Here is a 20,773-nt window from a genome sequence, read left to right as displayed (position 1 = left end):
TTAACAATTTTTAATATAAATTAAACAAATACTAAATTTAGTAATTCTTTAACATATTTGTTTAATATTTAAAACATTCATATTTAGGTATTTACAGTTTTTATCATTGTATTTGTTAAGATTTTTCGTGTTTTAGTGCATTGATTTCTTTAAACAATGTTTAAATTTATTTCGAATGCAAAAACATGGAATTAAAGTCAAATGGTTATACTTTTGCAATACTAAAAAATGGTTTTTGTTGTTATAAAAGAAAAAGGATTATGAAAAAATTTTTGATTTTATTTTTAATTAGCACATTTGGTTTTGCTCAGGATTTTAATAAAGTCGATGCAAACGGAAAAAAGGACGGCCTTTGGAAAGGGACTTATGCCGAATCTAAACATCCAAGATATGAGGGAACTTTTAGTCACGGAAAAGAGACCGGTATCTTTAAGTTTTTTGATGATACAAAAAAAGGAGATATTATTGCAACAAGAGATTTTAGTGCAAATGACGGGAGTTCTTACACCATTTTTTATGATCAGAATAAAAACAAAGTAAGCGAAGGAAAAGAAATTGGAAAGTCCCGTGAAGGAGAGTGGAAATATTATCATAAAGCTTCCAAAATTTTAATGACAGTTGAAAATTACAAAGGCGGCAAGTTGGAAGGCTTGCGAACCGTTTATTATCCAAATGAGAAAGTTGCCGAAGAAATGATGTATAAAAATGGTTTAAAAGAAGGACTTTATAAAAAGATTGCTCAGGACGGTACACTTCTGGAAGAATCTAATTTTAAAAATAATCAGTATAACGGAGATGCTGTTTTTTATGATTCAGATAAATCTGTTGCTTCTAAGGGCAAATTCGTAAATGGTAAAAAAGCTGGAATTTGGCAGTTTTACAGTAAAGGTAAATTAGTAAAAGAGCTGAACATGAGCGATCCTAAAAATACGAACAAAGCTGCTGAGAAAGGCGAAAAGAAAAAATAATAAAAAGGCTGTCAATAAAGGCAGCCTTTTATGTGCAGTAAAAAATAGTATAAAAGAAGTGAAATTCGTGGCAAACTATTTTATAAATTTGAGTCATTAATTTCTAATTCAATGGATTTAAACGAACTTATAGGACGGTTTTTAGTACTGTTTTTTTCGATTTTGATTTTGTATTTTTTCTCCAACAGAAAAGATAATGCGACTATAAATCCGTTGATGGTTATCGTTGGACTTTGTACTTTTTCTCTCTGTTATCTTTTTACAAAAATAGAAATTGGTGTTGGAATAGGTTTTGGTTTATTTGCGATTTTTTCAATTCTTCGTTTTCGAACGCAGTCTTTTACCGTAAATGCTATAATATTTCTTTTTGCGACCATCACATTATCTATTTTAGATATTATGTACCCGTTTGAAAAAATTGAAATTTTACTATTTTTTCAATTTATAATTATAGGATTTTATATTGCAGCTTCCATAATGGTAAATAAAAAAGCTTCAAAATACCTCAATTCTGGCGATATGAAAATTCCGCTTGACGATAATTTTGCCTTAAATGCCGGATTAATCAGGAAATCAATTCAACAGAAAATTAAAATTGAGGATTTTGATTTTAGAATGGTACTTATAAATACTTCCAGTAACGAAATTGATCTTTTGGTTTTTTATTAATCGTTAAAAGGGCGAACTTGTTTTATATATAATTCCCTTTTATCACCTACTATTTTAAATTCAATATCAACGGGATGGAATTGATTTTTATGCCAATATCGAAACATTTTCGTTTCTATAGTTTTACTCACATTATATAAATTGCTTATTTCTTTTGGAGTCAGCAAAGGTTCATTATTATTTAAATTCGAATTGGAAGTGTAATCAATTTCAAAATCATCATCATCATTTCCCTCACTGATATGATAGGCCGTAAATTGTTCACAAATTTCTCCTTTTTCCGGTTTAACAACGGAGTTTTCGCCTTTCTGAACATTTATAGTATATCCTGGAAAGTTTTTTCTAAAAATATTTTTTGTTATAACAACTCCGTTTGCTGTTTCATCAGGGAAAGAACGGTGAACGAGAACACCCATCGCAATGTTCTTCTGATCGATTCCGAAAAGTTCCCGTTCGTTGTACGAAGCTTCATTCCAAACGCTGGCCCAGACTTGTTTTATCGCTTTTTCAAATGATTTAATGCTGTCGCCCATAATGCCGGTTTTAGAATCGTATAAACCTGCACCATTAAAATCGTCTAAATCTTCCGCATTTGTAGAGGACCGAAACCTGAAATTTTTGAAAGCCGCATTTTTAAAAGTCAGGTTTAGTTTTGCAATAAGTTCAGGATCAATTGGTTCTTTTTTGATAGCATCGCGAATTTGTTTCAGCTTTTTATGAATCAAAACTGTTGAATCCTTGCGGGGAAATGCCATTAATTCATTTATTAAATTTGAAATTGACGATTTCTGAATATGTTTAGTGTAATAATAAAATGGGATCGCGTGCGCATTTTCGGGAGTTTTAAATTTTATTTCCTTCGAAATTGCTATTAAATACGCCATATTTTGTGCCTTTGATCCGATATAATTAACTCCTTTTTTAGGTATCGAAGAAAGATCAACCAATTGGGTAACCGTATTGTCAATTGTCAGTTTTTTCTTTTTTGAAATTTTTTTGGTCGTCATTTTCCTGGTCGTTTCTTTTACGAAGAAAGTATCAATCCCGACCTGAAATTCTACTTTTTTAGACAACAATCTTTTTATAGTATGATCTTTTTCGACATCTGTATAAGCTATTATCGGAATTTTTCTGTTTTTCCCCAAAAGCACTAAATGACTTAATGGCGTTTGTAATTCATTTACAATAATACCCTTTACATCGGGAAGCATATTAGGCGTTCCGTCCAGAATTATGATTTCGTCAGAATGTGGTTTTATTTGATCTAAATCCTTTATTTTATATTGTTTTAAAATTCCAATTGTGCTTCCGCTGACAACCTGCTGGTATTTTATTTCATTGAAAATATAGTCGGATTTAACACATGGAATTTTCAATTTATTTTCCTTATATAATGCTATTTTCTCCGGATCATTCAGATAAAACTTTAAATTATTTCCAATAAATGAGGTGTTTTTTACCTGATTATAAAACCATTCAATCTGCTTCACCGCCATATGATCTGAAGCGGCAAGTTCAAAAATCCATTTATCAGTACCTTTAATATGATTTAAATTCCCAAGTAGAAAATCACGATCTTTTTCATTACTGCTATAATTTTCGGAATTAAATACATCAATCTCTTTGTCATAACCCAAATATTCGGTTACAAAAGCATAATGATGTGAAATGATTCGGCTATTGAAATAATACATTTTTTGTTTTCTTAAATCGTAGACGATTTTTACCGATTCGATGTTGGAAAATTTATCTGACAAGGGTTTTCCTTTAAACTCCTTAAAAGCTTCGTAATCTTGGAGAGAAGCAGAAAACCGCTGCGCATTTAATGTGGTAAATGTGACTAATGAAAGTAATATGTAAAGGTATTTTTTCATGCTTATAATTTGATGAATAAATGTACTTAAAAAAGCAATAAGTTTTGTCTACTGCGGGATTGCTTAAAGTAATGAAGGCGAATGCAGAAAATTCTTTTATTTGGCTTACCTTTGCAACCTTAAAAATTAAACATTTCAGATGAAACGAGTAGTTGTTGGACTTTCCGGTGGAGTAGATTCTAGTGTTGCCGCTTATTTATTGCAGCAGCAGGGATACGAAGTTATTGGCCTTTTTATGAAAAACTGGCATGATGATTCGGTAACTATTTCGAATGAATGTCCATGGCTGGAAGATAGTAACGACGCCTTATTGGTTGCTGAAAAACTTGGAATTCCGTTTCAAACCGTTGATTTAAGCGAAGAGTACAAAGAAAAAATCGTGGACTATATGTTTAACGAATACGAAAAGGGCAGAACTCCAAATCCTGACGTGCTTTGTAACCGCGAAATCAAATTTGATGTGTTTATGAAAATTGCTTTAAGTCTGGGAGCAGATTATGTGGCAACCGGGCATTACTGTCAAAAAAGCGAAATTGAAGTTGAAGGAAAACCTGTTTATCAATTGATTGCCGGAAATGATGTGAATAAAGATCAGTCTTATTTTTTATGTCAGCTGTCTCAGGAACAATTATCAAAAGCTTTGTTTCCAATCGGTGCATTAACGAAACCGGAAGTACGCGAAATTGCTGCTGAAATGGAATTGGTAACTGCAGAAAAGAAAGATTCGCAAGGTTTATGTTTCATTGGAAAAGTTCGTCTTCCTGAATTTTTGCAACAGAAATTACAGCCAAAAGAAGGTAAAATTGTTCAAATTGATAAAAATGATCCTGTTTACACCCGCGAAAATGAAACGGAACTTTCTTTGGAAGAACAGTTAAAACTGGAATCTAAAAAACTGGCTTATCTGCCAACAATGGGAAAAGTAGTTGGGAGACATCAGGGCGCACATTATTTTACTGTAGGTCAGAGAAAAGGGTTAAACGTTGGCGGAACTACCGATCCTTTATTTGTGATTGCTACCGATGTTGAAACTAATACTATCTATACAGGTTTATCTAGTCATCACCCTGGTTTGTTTAAAAAAGCATTGTTTGTCGAAAAATCCGAAGTGCACTGGATAAGAGAAGATATGAATTTGAAAGTTGGTGAGACAATGGAAGTAATGGCAAGAATTCGTTATCGCCAGCCTTTGCAAAAAGCAATTCTGCATCAATTTGAAGACGGAATGTACGTTCAGTTTGAAGAACCGCAATCTGCTATTACTGAAGGACAATTTGTTGCCTGGTATTTAGGTGCTGAATTAGTTGGTTCGGGAGTAATTTCTTAGCTTTATACTTTATTTGGGAGTATCCCTAAAAAAGTATACTATGAAATATAACTTTACTTTACTTCTTGTTTTTCTTTCGTTTTCGTTATTTGCGCAGGAAGATGCATGGGTTTATTTTAATGCAAAACCAAATGCACAATCGTTTTATGACAATCCGCTGACAGAGCTTTCTCAGAAAGCACTGAACAGAAGAACAACCCAAAATATTCCCTTAGATATTACTGATGCGCCGTTGGAAACAACATTTGTGAATCAGATAACTACAAGCGCGGGAATTACTGTAATGGCACAATCGAAATGGCTGAATGCGCTTCACATAAGAGGAACCCAGGCAAATATCAATGCTTTGAAATCGTTGTCTTTTGTTTCTAAAGTTGCTTTTGCAGATAAGACTTTGAATGCTGCTTCAACTTCACGAAAAGCTTTAGAAGCAAAAAGCAATAAAACTGTAAAGGTATCAGAAACCGCAATTGATTACTCTTACGGCAACTCTGCCAATCAGATCCAAATGTTGAACGGTCAGGTTTTGCATCAGCAAAATTATACTGGCGAAGGAAAAATTATAGCTGTTTTAGATGCCGGTTTTCCCGGAGTCAATACTGCTCAGCCGTTTGAGAATTTACGAAATAATAACAAAATTCTGGGAGGTTACGACTACACCAACCGAAATAGTAACTTTTATGCCGGTGGTGATCACGGTACAAAAGTGCTTTCTACAATGGGAGGATATAAGGTAAATGCGTTAGTAGGAACGGCTCCAAATGCATCCTATTATCTTTTTATTACAGAAATTGATGCACTTGAAAATCCGGTAGAAGAATCGCTTTGGGTAGAAGCAGCGGAAAAAGCAGATGCTCTGGGTGTGGATATAATCACAACTTCTTTAGGTTATTTTGGAGAACGTGACGAGCCTCGATACAATCATACTTACAGCGACATGAACGGTACTACGAATTTTGTTTCCCGCGGTGCTGAAATTGCGTTTAGTAAAGGAATTCTGGTCTTAGCTTCAGCAGGAAATGAAGGTGCAAAGACCGAAAAGCATATTGGTTCTCCTGCAGATGCTGTGTCTGTTTTAACGATAGGTTCTGTAAATGCCTCAAAAGTAAGAGTGGCATCAAGTTCCATCGGTCCAAGTTTTGACGGACGTATAAAGCCAGAGGTTATGGCGCAGGGTGGTGCCGCTGTTGTTTCGGATCCAAATGGAAATATTACCACAGCAAACGGAACTTCATTTTCCTGTCCGATAATGGCAGGAATGGCTGCTTCTCTATGGTCGGCTTTTCCGTCTAAAACAAATGAAGAAATCAGGCAAATGATTTTGGCTTCTGCCGACCGTTACAATAATCCCGATAATAATTATGGATATGGAATTCCAAATTTTGGAGCAACTTTAGGTGTAGATAACTTTATTGCCGAAGCTGCTTTTTCTGTATATCCAAATCCGGCAAAAAATGAAGTTACCTTTTCATTTTTAAATGAAAATAATACAGCATCTGTAACGATTTATTCTGCTCTGGGACAAAAAATAATAGAAAGAAAAATCGATACTAATAATCCGGTTCTTTCTTTGCAATCTTTGCAAAGCGGACTCTATTTTTATAGTTTTGATGCCAATAATCTGCATAAAAGCGGAAAGATAATCAAGCAATAATTTTCTTAATGAACAAAATCACACAGCTTTTTAATATAAAATATCCGATCATACAGGGTGGAATGATTTGGAACAGTGGTTACAAGTTAGCTTCAGCAGTAAGTAATGCAGGAGGTCTGGGACTTATTGGCGCCGGCTCAATGTATCCTGAAGTACTACGCGAGCATATTCAGAAATGCAAAATAGCGACTAATAAACCTTTTGGGGTTAATATTCCGATGTTGTATCCTAATATCGAGGAAATTATGAAAATCGTAGTAGAAGAAGGGGTCAAGATCGTTTTTACTTCTGCTGGAAACCCAAAAACCTGGACATCATTTTTAAAAGAAAAAGGAATTACGGTTGTACACGTTGTAAGCAGTAGTGTGTTTGCTTTAAAAGCACAGGAAGCAGGTGTAGATGCGGTTGTTGCAGAAGGTTTTGAAGCAGGCGGACATAACGGACGCGAAGAAACCACAACGCTGACTTTGATTCCGATGGTTAAAGAAAAAATTAAGATTCCGTTAATTGCCGCAGGCGGAATCGCTACAGGACGTGCAATGCTGGCGACAATGGTTTTAGGTGCAGACGGAGTTCAGATTGGAAGTCGTTTTGCAGCTTCAGTAGAATCTTCTGCACACCATAATTTTAAAGAAACGATAGTTACTACCAATGAAGGAGGTACGCAGTTGACATTGAAAGAATTAGCACCTGTACGATTAGTTAAGAATAAATTTTTTAATGATGTGCAGGAGTTGTATCAAAAGTGTCCATCTAAGGAAGAATTAATGCAGCTTTTAGGACGTGCCAGAGCCAAAAAAGGAATGTTTGAAGGAGATTTGGACGAAGGTGAATTAGAAATTGGACAGGTTGCAGGATTAATTCATGAAATTCTTCCGGTAAACGAAATTATCGAACAAATCATTGCCGAATTTGAAATTGCCTCCCAAGAAAAGACTACATTTGAGTTTTAATTACCTGCAAGAAATATTTTATGAATTCTATACGCACCTGCATATTACTTCTTTTTTTAGCATTTGGACTGCAAAAGGTTCAGGCGCAATCCTACCATTTTAAAACTTCCGGTTTTAGCGTTTTAGAAAGGAATGAAAGAGGCAAATGGGGCGACTGGTCCAATCTGGATCTGGTTAATCTTTCTGTTGTTTTAGATACAGATAAACACAGAATTGTGGTTTATTCTCAGGAAATTCAGCTTTTTAGTATTTTAGATTATATCGAAAGAGAGGAAAATGACACCGATATAACCTATTCTTTTTTATGCAAAGACAATGATGGACGCGAGTGTAAACTCTCTATAATTACACGCAAAAAGCAGGATTTTCGTAAGCAGCTTTATATCAATTATGACGATCATATTATTGTTTATAATATTATGACGGTTTAGTTAAAGTCGCGAAGGTTCTAAGTAAATAAGCTTCTAAGGTCCTTACTTTACAGGCTCAGCAACTTAGGAACTCAGTATATCAGAACCTTACTACTCAATATCCTTTATAAACTCATCATATTCTAAATAAAACATTTCCAGGGCATGCATTTTTTCGTTGAAGAAGTCAAAAATCGCATCCCAATTATTTCTGTTGCTAAAACCGATTCCTTGTTTTTCTACCCAAATTCTGCTGATGGTTTTACCACTTTCTAACGTGTAATTTTTTTCAAAAACCAAATCTTTAATAAATTCTTCTTCTAAAATATTTTTTAAAGCTTCAATTTTTTCAAAATAAGCAGTACGTTTCTCATCGCTTCGGTGTTCGATATCAATTAAAACTTGAGCTTTTTTATTGTCAACAAAAAATTTAAAAGAGAAATCTTTAATTTTTGTATCGTAAAGTACCCATTTACGTGGATATTTTTCTGCAAAAGCGACCCAAAATTCTCTTTTCATTCGTTGTGATTCTTCTCTGCTGTACATTTTTTAAGGCTTTAATAATCAGAAAACTTGCGGTACTGCGTTTTCTGAAGTATATTTATGTTTTAATTAGATTACAAAAATACGCTTTGATTATGAATTTTCAAGATTTTTTGAAATATGTTCCCAATATAATTCCATTTGAATTACCTGCTGTTTCTTCACATCTAAAAATGGCACCCAAAGAGCGTATAGAAGGATTAAAAAGTCTTGATCTGAATACATTAAATCCCAGAATGGCTGCTGTTATGATGTTGTTTTATCCCAAACAGAATCAGACGCATTTAGTACTGATTGTTAGAAATACGTACGAAGGTGTTCACTCTGCGCAGATTGCGTTCCCGGGAGGAAAGTTTGAAAAAAGTGATTTTAATTTTGAAAATACCGCATTAAGAGAAACAAGTGAGGAAATTGGAGTTGAGCCTGAAAAAATTGAAATTATAAAGCCTTTTACACCAATGTATATTCCGCCAAGCAATTTTTTAGTGCATCCTTTTTTAGGATTTTCAAAGGAAGAGCTGGTATTTTATCCCGATATAAGAGAAGTTGCCGGAATTATCGAGCTTCCGTTAAATGTATTTTTAGATGATAATATTATTATGGAAGCAAGATTATCAACTTCTTACGGAGCAAATATTCTGGTACCGGCATTTAATATTCAGGATCACGTGGTTTGGGGAGCAACTGCTATGATTTTAAGTGAATTGAGAGACGTTCTAAAAGAAACTTTTAAGATTAATATAAAGTAACAATCATTTAACGATTTGATATTCATTTCAATAACAATTAATTGTTCAAAAATGTTAAAAGTGTTGCTGAAAGAATAATTTTTGTATGTTTGCGACCAACAAAAAATTAAGATAAAGTAGTTATGGGATTGTTTAAACGAAATCCTTTCGGACATATATTATTCATCAAGAAATGGTTAATCCGTATTTTGGGTGCCATGACTCACAGAAGATATAGAGGTTTTAATGAATTACAGATTGAAGGATCTGAAATTATTACGACACTTCCGGATTCCAATGTCTTATTTATCTCCAACCACCAGACTTATTTTGCAGATGTTGTGGCAATGTTTCATGTGTTTAACGCAAGTTTATCGGGACGTCAGGACACAATTAAGAATATAGGTTATTTGTGGCAGCCCAAAATGAATATTTATTATGTTGCGGCCAAAGAAACGATGCAGGCTGGTTTGTTGCCGAGAATTTTGGCTTATGTGGGAGCAATCACAGTTGAAAGAACCTGGCGTGCAAAAGGTGTTGATGTCACTGAAAAACGTGATGTTAATCCCAACGATACCGAAAATATTAAAATTGCACTTGCAGATGGTTGGGTAATTACTTTTCCGCAGGGAACTACAAAATCGTTTAAGCCGGTTCGTAAGGGAACTGCACATATTATAAAACAACATAAGCCCATCGTAATTCCTATTGTTATTGATGGTTTCCGTCGTTCTTTTGATAAAAAAGGACTTAGAATGAAGAAAAAAGGAATTTTACAATCTTTCATCATCAAAGAACCTCTTGATATTGATTATGAAAACGATACTATTGAACAAATTGTGGAAAAAGTGGAGTATGCCATAGAGCAACATCCTTCATTTTTAAAAGTTATTCCTGCAGAAGAAATAAAAGCACAGGAAGAACTGAATAAACTAAGACAGTGGGAATATTAAAGATTTAAGATTTTAGATTGCTGATTTTAGAATTTAGATTTGTGTTTAAGTATTAAACTCTTAGCATCTTAGCATCTTTGAACTTTAAAAATCTATTTTCTTTAGTTCTTTGTAATTCGCATACAAACGTCTTAAAAGTGTTCCGTAAAGTACCCTGTAAAAACACCAGAATAATCCAAAGAAACCCAGGATTACCAGAACAAGAATTCCAATAGTAACGAACATTGCTTTTCCGTTAACGGCTAATTTTTCTCTCAGAAATTCCATATCGGGATTGTAAACAAACGCGATAAAGAAACTCAAAATTGCGGTTACTACAATCATTCCCAAATTGTACCAAACATAATACTGAACTGTTTTACGAGTCTTTAAAATGGCACTCATTAAAGATTTTGTCGCAACTATGGTCGAAATAGTTTTGTAATTTTTGTAGAAAATAAAAACAAAGATTAAAACAACGACGTAATTAAAGTACGTTAAAAATTCTAAAGCCATTACAATTTCGGGATGATTCATTTTACGTAAAACATCATCCGTATTAATAAATAAGTTGGAAAAAGTCCAGAATGAAATTTCCAGTATGCTGATAATCAAAATCCATTTGACAATAGAGGATGACTTTTGGTGAATCATTTTATAGATTTCCATTTCAGAAATTTGCTGAAAAGAATCGGAGTTCTTTTTCCAGTCTTTTTTTAATAAATCCAGTTCTTTCATAATAATTTTTAAGGATTTAGTATTTTTTTAAGTTTCCCTTTAATTCGATTCATTTTCACGCGCGCATTCACTTCACTGATTCCTAAAGTCTCAGCTATTTCCTGATAATCTTTGTCTTCTAAATACATAAAAACTAATGCTTTTTCGATGTCATTGAGCTGATACACTGCTTTGTACATCAATTTTATCTGTTCTTCCTCTTCGTAATTGTAATCCACATCTTTTACAAAATGCTGGTGGTTTTCATAATCTACGGTAGAAATGGTTCTTTTGGTTTTGCGGTATAAGGTAATTGCCGTGTTTAAGGCCACACGATACGTCCAGGTAGAAAATTTGCTATCACCTCTAAATTTAGGATACGCTTTCCAGAGCTGAATGGTAATTTCCTGAAACAAGTCTTTATGAGCATCTTCGCCGGCAGTATATAATCTACAAATCTTGTGGATTATATTCTGATTTGCCTGCAATTGCGCAACAAATGACTGTTCTAGATTTTCGCTCATAAAGTGTTAGTAGTTGTGAAATCATTTTTGTTACAGTTTTAGACTTATTTTTCTGCAACGAATTCCTAAATTTTCATTCGATAATAATTCGCGTTCTAATTTCTATAAATCTTTATCGTTGTAATAATTAATCATGAGATCAATAAATTTGCTATAACTATCCATTCCGTCTTTTTGATTGTTGGTTTTTAGGAAATTATCATAAAGGAAATGAAAACCTTCATCAATAAAAGTATCGTATCTTTTATAAAAATCATCGCTTTCCTGATAATTTTTTAAAATCCCGGTGTTCACTTCTTTTTTTAATTGCTGAAAGAGTTTTTCATTTTTATATCTTAAAATTCCTAAACAATAACGTAACATGAAACTGTAACCGGAATATTGATAATACAAATTGTTATTTTTAACAGAAGCCAAAACTCCAATAAAATTACATTCACTTTCGCTTGCAAAACCAATTTGATGCGCCATTTCATGAGCGGTTGTCATGGGAAAAGTATACATAGGAAGCAAATAGTTGACCTGTGCTTCATTGGTAAAAGGATTTAAATAGCCGCCAAACCCCATGTAAGTCAACGGAATGCTGAAAAGTGATTTTTTTACGCTAAGAGTTTCATATTTAAAATAAGAATGCTCTTGGGCTAAATTATCATAACCATTTTGAATCTGGCTGAAAGATTCTTCTTTAGAATAGGGAAAAACTACTTTTGAAGCCTTGTTTTTTGTGATTTGAAAGTGAACTTCATTAGTCTTCTTAATTAATTTTTGAGTAAAAGCTAAAAGGTCTGCATCTGTGTATTCTCTCTTAATTTCCATCTTTTCAAAAAGAGGTTTCCTGTAGTAATTGAAAGCCCAGAGTAAATGAAAGAAAAAATAGAAAACAGAAACCTTTCCTAAAATTTTTAAAAGATGATCTTTCCACTCCTTTTGCCATGTTTTTCTAATCTTCCAAAACCAGCTTATTATAGAAATCATTAGTAATGCATAGATAACATCACCAACAGAAAACGGAATTTTGCCTAACAGTGTTCTCGAAAAGTGAGAAATTCTTATATATAAATTGTTGCTGTAAAAGCCCTCAACATAGGCGGGAAAATGAGGAAGGATTTTTAAAAAGATGATTTGAATTAAGAGAAATATGGGGAGAATATATTTTTTTTTCACGGGTTTACTTTTTTATAAAAATAATAATTAAATAGTACTTTGCTTTATTTTTTATAAATTTGTTGTACTATAAATTAGGAAAAAATGACACAAATCACGTTAAATATTCCAGATGAAGAATTGACTTTCTTTATGAAATTGATTGAAAAATTTAATTATGAAACCATAATTACTGATTTTTCATTATCTGAAGAAATGAAAAATGTATTAGACCTAAGAAGGGCAACTTCAAAACAGGAAGATTTTATTCCGTGGAATGAAGCAAGGAAAAAACTTGTTCTTAGAAAGAAAAAATGAATTTTGAAGTAGTTATCGAGCCGAGGGCAATATTGGATATACAGGATGCGATTAATTACTATGAAGCGAAACAGACTGATTTGGGAGAATATTTCTACAATCAGTTAAATGAACATATAGAGTTATTAGAAAAAAATCCCTTCTTTCAAATTAGATATAAAGATTATCACGGTTTACCAATTAAAAAATTCCCATTTATAATATTTTATTTTATTGATGAGAGTTTAAAAGTAGTAAATATTTTATCTGTGTTTAATACGTCAATGAGTCCGTCAAAATACCCTAAATAAATCAAACAAAAATATAATGAGTCAGGAAATAAGAAATCTGGAACCAAAAGCGCTTTGGAATAAATTTGCAGATTTAAATGAAGTTCCGCGTCCGTCTAAAAAAGAAGAACGCGTTATTGAATTTATGAAAAACTTCGGAAACAGCTTAGGATTAGAAACCTTTGAAGATGAAATCAGAAATGTCATCATCAGAAAACCGGCTACTCCGGGAATGGAAAACCGCAAACCAATTGTAATGCAGGGGCATCTTGACATGGTACACCAAAAAAATGCTGATACGGTTTTTGACTTCGATACACAAGGAATCGACATGTATGTTGACGGGGACTGGGTTCGCGCACGTGGCACAACACTTGGTGCAGATAATGGGTTAGGAGTTGCAACAATTATGGCGGTTTTAGAAAGCAAAGACATCCCGCATCCCGCAATTGAAGCTTTGTTTACAATTGATGAAGAAACAGGAATGACCGGAGCTTTAAACTTAAAAGGCGGCATTCTTCAAGGTCAGATTCTGTTGAATTTAGATACTGAAGAAGATGACGAAATAGATATTGGATGCGCCGGTGGAATTGATGTTACTGCAACACGAAACTATAACCAGGAAGAAGTTCCTGAAGGCTCGGTTGGCTACACTATTACGGTTAAAGGATTAAATGGGGGACATTCCGGAATGGATATTCATAAAGGTTTAGGAAATGCCAACAAGATTATGAATCGCCTTCTTTTTGACGGATTTGAAAATTTTGGTTTGCAGGTGGCCGAGATCAATGGAGGAAGTTTAAGAAACGCAATTCCGAGAGAAAGTGTGGCTAAAATAATTATTTCTGAAATGTTTGACGAAGCATATCTTTTTGATATGCAGGAAATCATTAACGATATTAAAGCCGAGTTTAAAACTACAGAACCTAATCTGACTATAGAGATTGTAAAATCTGATCTTCCGGAAAGTGTTATGGATTTAGGAGTGCAGGAAGGAATTATCCGTGCTGTTTATGCTGCTCATAATGGAGTTTACAGGATGAGTGCGGACATGGCAGATTTGGTTGAAACTTCTAATAATATTGCCAGAGTAATTGTGAAAGATGGTGAAATTCTAATTGGTTGTTTAACGCGTTCTTCTGTAGAATCTTCGAAATTTGATTTGGCCAATTCGTTACGTTCTGCGTTCGAATTAGTAGGTTGTGAAGTAGAATTATCTGGTTCATATCCGGGATGGACGCCAAACGTTAATTCTGAAATACTGGAAGTTTTAAAAGAAATTTACGAAAAACAAAACGGTGAACAGCCAAAAGTTGTGGCTTGTCACGCTGGCTTAGAATGCGGTATTTTAGGTACAAACTACCCGGAAATGGATATGATATCATTTGGACCAACGATTCACGGAGCGCATTCTCCTGATGAAAGAGCCAGTATATCATCTGCTCAGAAATACTGGAAATTCGTTTTAGAAATTCTTTCCAATATACCAGTTAAATAAAATAGCTTTCAGTGTTCGGTTTTTAGTTCAGTAATCTGTGTACTAAATACCGAACACTGATAACTTTTAATCTCTTTTAGGAGAATTTTTCTTGTCTCTCTTTTCTTCTTTCTTTTCCTTAGCCGTTTTTAACGGTTCTTTTTTTGCTGTTTTCTTAGCATCCTGACCTTTTGACATATCTTTTGATTTTAGTTATTTTCAATTGTAGTTATATGAAACCTTTATATAGCAAACAAAAAAATCCCCAGTTATGAAAACTGAGGATTTAGTATATTCTGAATTAATTTCTTTTTAAAACTTTATATTGCTCATAACAGGCACTTATCGCATCCATAATCTGCAAATCGTTTGCTGTTTGGATAAAGGAATCCGAGTAATTGCATCTGTGCATGATTTCAGGAATTTCATCTTTGCTGATTCCTAATAAAACTGCAACGGTTTCGCGATCGTATTTTGATTCCAGAAGATTTCTAACGGTATCGTCTTTCTTCATTTCTTTTAATTTCTTAAGTTCCCTTGCGTTTTTACCAAAGAAACCATACAAAACATCTGCAGGATTAAAAATAGATCCGAGAACTTTTCCAAAGGCATTTGGAGCGTACTCTCCGGCTTCGTAACCTTGTGTAAGACCAGAAATGCTATAACGATAATTTTCTTTTGTAGGAATTAATTTGGAGTCGATTTCAAGGTATCCTGTTAAACTAAAAGGAGCGATAACCACTTCTTCTAAAGCGATAGCTTTTTCGGTAAGCTGAATTCTGGTGACTTTGTTTTTAATCCAGTCATTGGTCACTCTGATTCGTAAGGATTGAAATCCTAAGATCGAAAAGTGCAGCGTGTCATTGACCTGTACGTCGATTTCGAAATATCCTTTTTCATCAGATTTTGCGCCCCGAACCTTGTTAGTATTGATGATGTTTACACCAGAAAGAGGTTGTTTACTATCATCATTAATTACATAACCGGAAACTCTTTGGGGAACTGTTGGCTGTGTTTCCTGTGCGAAACCAAAATTAGCCAGAAGTGTAAAAAAGAAAACTGCGAAATATTTCATATCCTGATTTAAAGCACTAAAAGTAGTAAATCGGGATTAAATATCTCGCAGTCTTAGAATTTAATTATAAGAAAATTAACAAAGAGAATTAATCTCTTCTTGTTCTTCTTGGTCTTGAGCTGTCGCCAAAGTTTTCTGAGCGTCTTGGAGCTCTTTCAGAGCTTCCTTCGCTTCTTGGAGCAGAGCTTCGGAAACCACCTTCTCTTTTTGGAGCAGATGAATTTCTGTCGCTTCTAAATCCGCCTTCGCGTGATCCGCCTTCTCTTGATCCGGAGTTTCTGTCTCTTCTAAATCCGCCTTCGCGTCTTGGAGCAAAGCTTCCTTCTCTTCTTGGTCCGGAACTTCTTCCGCCGCCACCACGATTATTATGGTCACGTCTTCCGCCTCCGTCATTTTTCGAGATCTCCACATTAATACGACGACCTTCTAACTGAACATTGTTTAAAACATCCATTACTTTGTCTGTAAATTGTGGATCTGTATTAAAGAAAGAGAAACCTTCTTTTACATCTACTTTAAAGATATCATCACGACCTAAATCCAATGTTTCTTTTAAGTAATCTTTTAATGACATCCAATCGAAATTGTCTCTGGACCCGATATTCACAAAATAACGAACTGCTCCGTTATTATTGAATTCTCTTCCTTCAGATTCTCCTCTTTCTCTTCTTTCTCCTGAAGACTGAGTTGAAATATCTCTGTTCTTTTTGTAGTAATTGATAAAACGGTTAAATTCAACTGAAACCATTTTCTTAATCAGTTCCTCTTTAGATAAATCTTCAAGAACATTGTTGATTGCTGGTAAATAGTTGTCAATTTCGTGATCAACCTCAGTATCTTTAATTTTTGTTGCTAAGTGCAATAACTGAATTTCGCAGATTTCGATTCCGGATGGAATTGCTTTTTCTTCAAATTTCTGTTTGATAATTCTTTCGATAGACGAAATTTTACGCAATTCACTTTTAGTAACAATTACGATAGAAGTTCCCAATCTTCCAGCTCTACCGGTACGGCCAGAACGGTGATTGTACGTTTCGATTTCATCAGGTAACTGGTAATTTACTACGTGAGTAATGTTGTCAACGTCAATTCCACGTGCTGCAACGTCTGTCGCAACAAGCATCTGAATTTGTCTTCCACGGAAAGATTTCATTACACCATCACGTTGTGCCTGAGATAAATCTCCGTGCAACGCCGCAGCGCTATATCCATCTTCAATTAATTTTTCGGCTACAGCCTGAGTATCACGTTTTGTTCTACAGAAAACTACCGAAAAAATATCCGGATTAGCATCTGCAATACGTTTCAAAGCTTCGTAACGGTCACGTGCGTTAACTAAATAAAATTCGTGAGAAACTGTTGCAGAACCAGAATTTTTGGTACCTACTGTAATCTCAACCGGATCGCTCATGAATTGTTTTGCAATTCTGGCAACCTCTTGTGGCATAGTTGCAGAGAACAACCATGTACTTTTTTGATCTGGAGTATCTGATAAGATCGATACAATGTCTTCATAGAATCCCATGTTCAACATTTCATCAGCCTCATCAAGAATACAGTAATCTATATTTTTAATGTTAACCAAACCTCTGTTGATCATGTCCTGCATTCTTCCCGGAGTTGCCACAATAATTTGTGCTCCTCTTTTAATCTCTCTGGCTTGCTCTGTAATACTAGCCCCGCCGTAAACTGCTACCACATTAATACCTTTTTCGTATTTTGAGTAGTTTTTAAGTTCGTTGGTAATCTGTAAACAAAGTTCTCGTGTTGGCGATAAAACTAATGCTTGTGTGTTTCTATTGTCAGCATCAATTTTTTGAATTAGCGGAAAACCGAAAGCTGCCGTTTTCCCTGTCCCTGTCTGAGCCAACGCAACCATATCTGTGTCTTTTTCCAATAATAGGGGAATCGCCTTTTCCTGTACCTCTGACGGATTTTCAAATCCTAGATCTAAAATCGCCTTCAGTAACGATTCATTCAATCCTAATTGTTCAAATTTATTCATATATGTATTTAAAATAGGGTGCAAAATTACTGTTAATAATTCAGAAAAACTAATGCAATTTCAATAATTATGTATTTGTTAAGATTTGATTATCAAAAAGTTACATATTTATTAAAATCCTTTTTTCTTCAAATTGAATAAAAATGCGCCAAAACACGTCTTTAAATGTAAAATTTGAACTCTAAAATGTTGTATTTGAAACAATTATTTTATGGTGTTCAGATAATCAATTAGTTGCTGCACAGCTTTTCCGCGGTGACCAATCTGATTTTTGGTTGCTAAAGGCAATTCTGCAAAGGTCTCAGCGAAATTTTCAGGCTTAAATATAGGATCATAACCAAAGCCATTGGTTCCCATTTTATTCTTTGTAATGGATCCTTTTGCAATTCCTGTAAACAACTGCTGTTTTCCATTTAGATTTAAAGCTATAACGGTCTTGAACTGGGCGCTGCGACTTTCCTGATTTTTAAGCTCGTCCAAAAGCTTATTCATATTATCGTCTGCGTTTTTTTGTTCGCCCGCATATCTGGCCGAATAAACTCCGGGTTCTCCGTTCAATGCATTTACTTCCAAGCCAGTATCGTCTGCAAAGCAATCGTAACCATATTTTGTCGTCACATAATCAGCTTTTAAAACTGCATTTCCTTCAATTGTATCTGCAGTTTCCGGAATATCTTCGATACAATTAATGTCTTCCAGACTTAATATCTGAATGTTTTCCGGAAGCATACTTTGAATTTCTGCTATTTTATTTTTGTTATTGGATGCAAAAACGAGTTTCATAAATTGTATCTTTAAAGGTCTTTGAATAGAAACACAAATTTAGAATTCTTAAATTTGATATAATACTTTAAATAGAAATAAATGCAGCTGGCTGTTCTATATAAAAAAATCAAACCTTTTGTAAAACCATACAAAAAAATGGTTATTGCAACCTTAGTACTCACATTTATAGGCTCTTTTGCGGCGCAGGTAAATGCTGTTATTTTAAAATACACCGTTGATACAATTAATAAATTGATGGTTGCACACGAACCTTTGTCAAAAGGATTTCATTTGCTTGGAATAATCAGTATTGTTTTGCTTTCTAAAGAAATTGTAAACTCGATAGTGCAGTTTGGGCAGAAATTCTACGGCGAAAAGCTTCGAATCTTCGTCACCAGAGATATTTCTCAGACCATAGTCGATAAAATTTTAAGTTACCGAATGGAATTTTATACTTCCAGCGAAAACGAAAGCGGAAAATTACAAACCAGGATCGATGCCGGAATCAGCAGCCTGACCAGACTGGTCCAGAATTTTTTTATTGATATTTTACCGCTTTTTGCCAATGCTTTTGTTGCCTTGGTAATTATGTTTTATGCCAATGTATATGTTGGTTTGGTAAGCTTGTGTATTATTCCGGTTTATTTTTACATCAGTCAGCGGCAGGCAACAAAATTGAGCGGTTTTAGAAGAAGGATGCGAAATTACCGCGAAACCAAAAATAACGGAATCATAAGTCTGATCGAATCTATAACCGTAATAAAATCGTTTGTTCGTGAGCCAACCGAAGCAGATCGCCATCAGAAAATTCAATTTGAAATGACCGAAAATCAACTTGAAACCAGAAAAACGAGTTTTATTTTCGAAAGTATTAAAAGTTTTGTAGAGCAGATTGGAGTTGTAATCATTATCATTTTGACCGCTTATTTTGTCTTAAATAATCAAATGACAATTGGCGCGATTATGTTTCATATTATGTTGTTTAGTAATGTTTCATCGCCAATTCGACAACTGCACCGCATTTATGATGAAGTAAATGACGCGCTAATTTATTCTGAAGGATTCTTTGATATTTTAGAATCGGATCATGAAATTGAAACAACAGGCAATTTTATTCCTAAAAAAATAATTGGATTAATTGAAGTGCAAAATGTCGATTTTAAATACCCTAATGGAACGCAGGCACTTTATAATGTGAGTTTCACAGTAAAACCAAACGAAACGACTGCTTTGGTGGGATTAAGCGGCGCGGGAAAAAGTACGGTTATAAATTTGCTGGATAAATTTTACTTGCCGTCATCTGGTAAGATCTTGCTGGACGGAGTTAATTTAGCGGACTATAATACAGATTTTCTTCGTAAAAATATTGGATTAGTCCTTCAGAAAAACCACATTTTTAAAGGTACAATTGCAGAAAACATTCTTTACGGAAACCCGGAAGCTTCACATCCGGAAGTTATAGAAGCAGCGAAGAAAGCTTACATTCACGAACAAGTGATTCAATTACCAAAAGGATATGATTCTGATGCACATTTGCTTTCAGGCGGACAGCAGCAGCGTATTGCAATTGCGAGATTATTTCTTAAGAATCCACCCATTATTTTCTTAGATGAACCAACAGCCAGTCTTGATGCGATTGCAACCGAACAAATAAAAAAATCTCTTGATGCGATAAAAAAAGACCGGACTGTAATCATTATTTCGCACAGTATTTCGCAAATTATTGATGCTTCAAATATTGTGGTTTTAGAAAAAGGAAGGTGTGTAGAAAAAGGAACGCACGATGAATTGTATGATAATAAAGGAGTTTATTATGAGATCTTTATGGCAATGGCTAATAGTTTGAATATTGAGAAAATTACACAGACTTTTGACTGAAGTTAATAATTATGCTTTCGATTAAAAATACAAATAGTATCCCGAAAGTATAAGCTAAAATATCAGTCCATAAAAAGCCCTGCCCCAAAACATATTTTCCGAAAAGAGTATTTCGTAAAGCGATAATCCATTCTGCCTGATACAGTTGTAAGAACTCAATACTATAACACATTAAAAGAGAAAGGATGGCAATGTAAAATGCTTTTTTCTGAATGAAAATTGTGCGGAATAAAAAATACAGCATTACGGCATACAGAAAATCACCTATCCATAACGGAATTATTGAAAACCTTCTGGAAAGTATTCCAAGTGAAATTACACCCAGAAAGGCTGAGAAATAATAGATTCGTGATTTTGTCAAAGTGATTTTTTTTGCCAACAAATCTACAATGAAATCATAAATTTCCTAAACTACTCATTTTCTTTCTTTGTCAAAGTTTTAAACTTTGACAAAGATCTCATCTTAACAAATTCTAAACTCCAAAACATTACTATTTATTGAGTGAATTTTCTTTCTTTTGTATTTTGTAATTAAATTTAAAAT

The 20,773-nt window shown here is 34.1% G+C and carries 21 protein-coding genes; 12 read left to right on the top strand and 9 right to left on the bottom strand.

All coding sequences use genetic code 11. The features are described from left to right. The first annotated feature begins 260 nt into the window (after positions 1 to 260). Together ABEB31_RS18225 and ABEB31_RS18220 are read left to right on the top strand one after the other, a co-directional pair. Entirely contained in the window at positions 261 to 968 is a 708-nt protein-coding gene (locus ABEB31_RS18225; RefSeq protein WP_347053087.1) for a toxin-antitoxin system YwqK family antitoxin, read from the top strand. Between the two features lie 111 nt (positions 969 to 1,079). After that, on the top strand, positions 1,080 to 1,637 hold the full coding sequence (locus tag ABEB31_RS18220; RefSeq protein WP_347053086.1) for a DUF4956 domain-containing protein: 558 nt from the start codon (positions 1,080 to 1,082) through the stop codon (positions 1,635 to 1,637). On the opposite strand, the gene ABEB31_RS18215 is transcribed toward ABEB31_RS18220, so the two are convergent. Next, a complete protein-coding gene (locus ABEB31_RS18215; protein ID WP_347053085.1) occupies positions 1,634 to 3,511 on the bottom strand; it encodes a PEP/pyruvate-binding domain-containing protein in 1,878 nt (625 codons plus the stop codon). The two genes, ABEB31_RS18220 and ABEB31_RS18215, sit on opposite strands and share 4 nt — an antisense overlap. Positions 3,512 to 3,650: 139 nt before the next feature. Here ABEB31_RS18215 and mnmA point away from each other — a divergent pair, with 139 nt between their 5' ends. The 4 genes from mnmA to ABEB31_RS18195 are packed head-to-tail and all read left to right on the top strand — an operon-like array spanning position 3,651 to position 7,876. Further along, entirely contained in the window at positions 3,651 to 4,838 is a 1,188-nt protein-coding gene (gene mnmA / locus ABEB31_RS18210; RefSeq protein WP_347053084.1) for a tRNA 2-thiouridine(34) synthase MnmA, read from the top strand. Positions 4,839 to 4,878: 40 nt separating this feature from the next. Further along, complete coding sequence (locus tag ABEB31_RS18205; protein WP_347053083.1) at positions 4,879 to 6,492, top strand: S8 family serine peptidase; 1,614 nt, start codon at positions 4,879 to 4,881, stop codon at positions 6,490 to 6,492. 8 nt (positions 6,493 to 6,500) lie between these two features. Beyond that, complete coding sequence (locus tag ABEB31_RS18200; protein WP_347053082.1) at positions 6,501 to 7,445, top strand: NAD(P)H-dependent flavin oxidoreductase; 945 nt, start codon at positions 6,501 to 6,503, stop codon at positions 7,443 to 7,445. 20 nt (positions 7,446 to 7,465) lie between these two features. Next, positions 7,466 to 7,876, top strand: a complete 411-nt coding sequence (locus ABEB31_RS18195) for a hypothetical protein (protein WP_347053081.1) — start codon at positions 7,466 to 7,468, stop codon at positions 7,874 to 7,876. A 90-nt stretch (positions 7,877 to 7,966) separates the two neighbouring features. Here the strand turns inward: ABEB31_RS18195 and ABEB31_RS18190 are convergent, their stop codons facing one another. After that, positions 7,967 to 8,401: a DUF4268 domain-containing protein gene (locus ABEB31_RS18190; RefSeq protein WP_347053080.1), complete on the bottom strand. Its 435-nt coding sequence runs from the start codon at positions 8,399 to 8,401 to the stop codon at positions 7,967 to 7,969. 92 nt (positions 8,402 to 8,493) lie between these two features. On the opposite strand from ABEB31_RS18190, the gene ABEB31_RS18185 reads away from it, so the two are divergent. Then, positions 8,494 to 9,147 (top strand): NUDIX hydrolase, encoded by a 654-nt coding sequence (locus ABEB31_RS18185; RefSeq protein WP_347053079.1) that lies wholly within the window; start codon positions 8,494 to 8,496, stop codon positions 9,145 to 9,147. 122 nt (positions 9,148 to 9,269) lie between these two features. After that, positions 9,270 to 10,079, top strand: a complete 810-nt coding sequence (locus tag ABEB31_RS18180; protein ID WP_347053078.1) for a lysophospholipid acyltransferase family protein — start codon at positions 9,270 to 9,272, stop codon at positions 10,077 to 10,079. 84 nt (positions 10,080 to 10,163) lie between these two features. On the opposite strand, the gene ABEB31_RS18175 is transcribed toward ABEB31_RS18180, so the two are convergent. The 3 genes from ABEB31_RS18175 to ABEB31_RS18165 all read right to left on the bottom strand — a co-directional run bounded on the left by ABEB31_RS18175 (position 10,164) and on the right by ABEB31_RS18165 (position 12,463). After that, positions 10,164 to 10,796 carry a hypothetical protein gene (locus ABEB31_RS18175; protein WP_347053077.1) on the bottom strand — a complete coding sequence of 211 codons (633 nt, stop codon included), beginning with the start codon at positions 10,794 to 10,796 and terminating at the stop codon, positions 10,164 to 10,166. Positions 10,797 to 10,804: 8 nt separating this feature from the next. Continuing rightward, entirely contained in the window at positions 10,805 to 11,299 is a 495-nt protein-coding gene (locus tag ABEB31_RS18170) for an RNA polymerase sigma factor (protein ID WP_008462500.1), read from the bottom strand. Positions 11,300 to 11,401: 102 nt separating this feature from the next. Next, a complete protein-coding gene (locus ABEB31_RS18165) occupies positions 11,402 to 12,463 on the bottom strand; it encodes a DUF3810 domain-containing protein (protein WP_347053076.1) in 1,062 nt (353 codons plus the stop codon). Between the two features lie 84 nt (positions 12,464 to 12,547). On the opposite strand from ABEB31_RS18165, the gene ABEB31_RS18160 reads away from it, so the two are divergent. The 3 genes from ABEB31_RS18160 to ABEB31_RS18150 are packed head-to-tail and all read left to right on the top strand — an operon-like array spanning position 12,548 to position 14,527. Continuing rightward, positions 12,548 to 12,760, top strand: a complete 213-nt coding sequence (locus tag ABEB31_RS18160; protein WP_347053075.1) for a hypothetical protein — start codon at positions 12,548 to 12,550, stop codon at positions 12,758 to 12,760. Beyond that, the gene (locus ABEB31_RS18155) at positions 12,757 to 13,050 is read left to right on the top strand and encodes a type II toxin-antitoxin system RelE/ParE family toxin (RefSeq protein ID WP_347053074.1); all 294 of its coding nucleotides are present in this window, start codon (positions 12,757 to 12,759) and stop codon (positions 13,048 to 13,050) included. The genes ABEB31_RS18160 and ABEB31_RS18155 overlap by 4 nt, the downstream gene beginning before the upstream one ends. Positions 13,051 to 13,066: 16 nt before the next feature. Next, complete coding sequence (locus tag ABEB31_RS18150) at positions 13,067 to 14,527, top strand: aminoacyl-histidine dipeptidase (RefSeq protein WP_347053073.1); 1,461 nt, start codon at positions 13,067 to 13,069, stop codon at positions 14,525 to 14,527. 280 nt (positions 14,528 to 14,807) lie between these two features. Here ABEB31_RS18150 and ABEB31_RS18145 read toward each other — a convergent pair whose 3' ends face one another. The 3 genes from ABEB31_RS18145 to ABEB31_RS18135 all read right to left on the bottom strand — a co-directional run bounded on the left by ABEB31_RS18145 (position 14,808) and on the right by ABEB31_RS18135 (position 18,369). Continuing rightward, positions 14,808 to 15,581: a carboxypeptidase-like regulatory domain-containing protein gene (locus ABEB31_RS18145; RefSeq protein ID WP_347053072.1), complete on the bottom strand. Its 774-nt coding sequence runs from the start codon at positions 15,579 to 15,581 to the stop codon at positions 14,808 to 14,810. Positions 15,582 to 15,669: 88 nt separating this feature from the next. Continuing rightward, positions 15,670 to 17,586 (bottom strand): DEAD/DEAH box helicase, encoded by a 1,917-nt coding sequence (locus ABEB31_RS18140; RefSeq protein WP_347053071.1) that lies wholly within the window; start codon positions 17,584 to 17,586, stop codon positions 15,670 to 15,672. A gap of 204 nt (positions 17,587 to 17,790) precedes the next feature. Beyond that, complete coding sequence (locus ABEB31_RS18135; RefSeq protein ID WP_347053070.1) at positions 17,791 to 18,369, bottom strand: non-canonical purine NTP diphosphatase; 579 nt, start codon at positions 18,367 to 18,369, stop codon at positions 17,791 to 17,793. Between the two features lie 81 nt (positions 18,370 to 18,450). On the opposite strand from ABEB31_RS18135, the gene ABEB31_RS18130 reads away from it, so the two are divergent. After that, positions 18,451 to 20,229 carry an ABC transporter ATP-binding protein gene (locus ABEB31_RS18130; protein WP_347053069.1) on the top strand — a complete coding sequence of 593 codons (1,779 nt, stop codon included), beginning with the start codon at positions 18,451 to 18,453 and terminating at the stop codon, positions 20,227 to 20,229. Here ABEB31_RS18130 and ABEB31_RS18125 read toward each other — a convergent pair. Further along, positions 20,210 to 20,590 (bottom strand): ribosomal maturation YjgA family protein, encoded by a 381-nt coding sequence (locus ABEB31_RS18125; protein ID WP_347053068.1) that lies wholly within the window; start codon positions 20,588 to 20,590, stop codon positions 20,210 to 20,212. The two genes, ABEB31_RS18130 and ABEB31_RS18125, sit on opposite strands and share 20 nt — an antisense overlap. Positions 20,591 to 20,773: the final 183 nt, after the last annotated feature.

The sequence above is a fragment of the Flavobacterium olei genome (genome assembly GCF_039749035.1).
Classification (GTDB): Bacteria; Bacteroidota; Bacteroidia; order Flavobacteriales; family Flavobacteriaceae; genus Flavobacterium; species Flavobacterium olei.
Note: the sequence above shows the minus strand (reverse complement) of the source record. Positions and strands in the feature narration are given on the sequence as shown.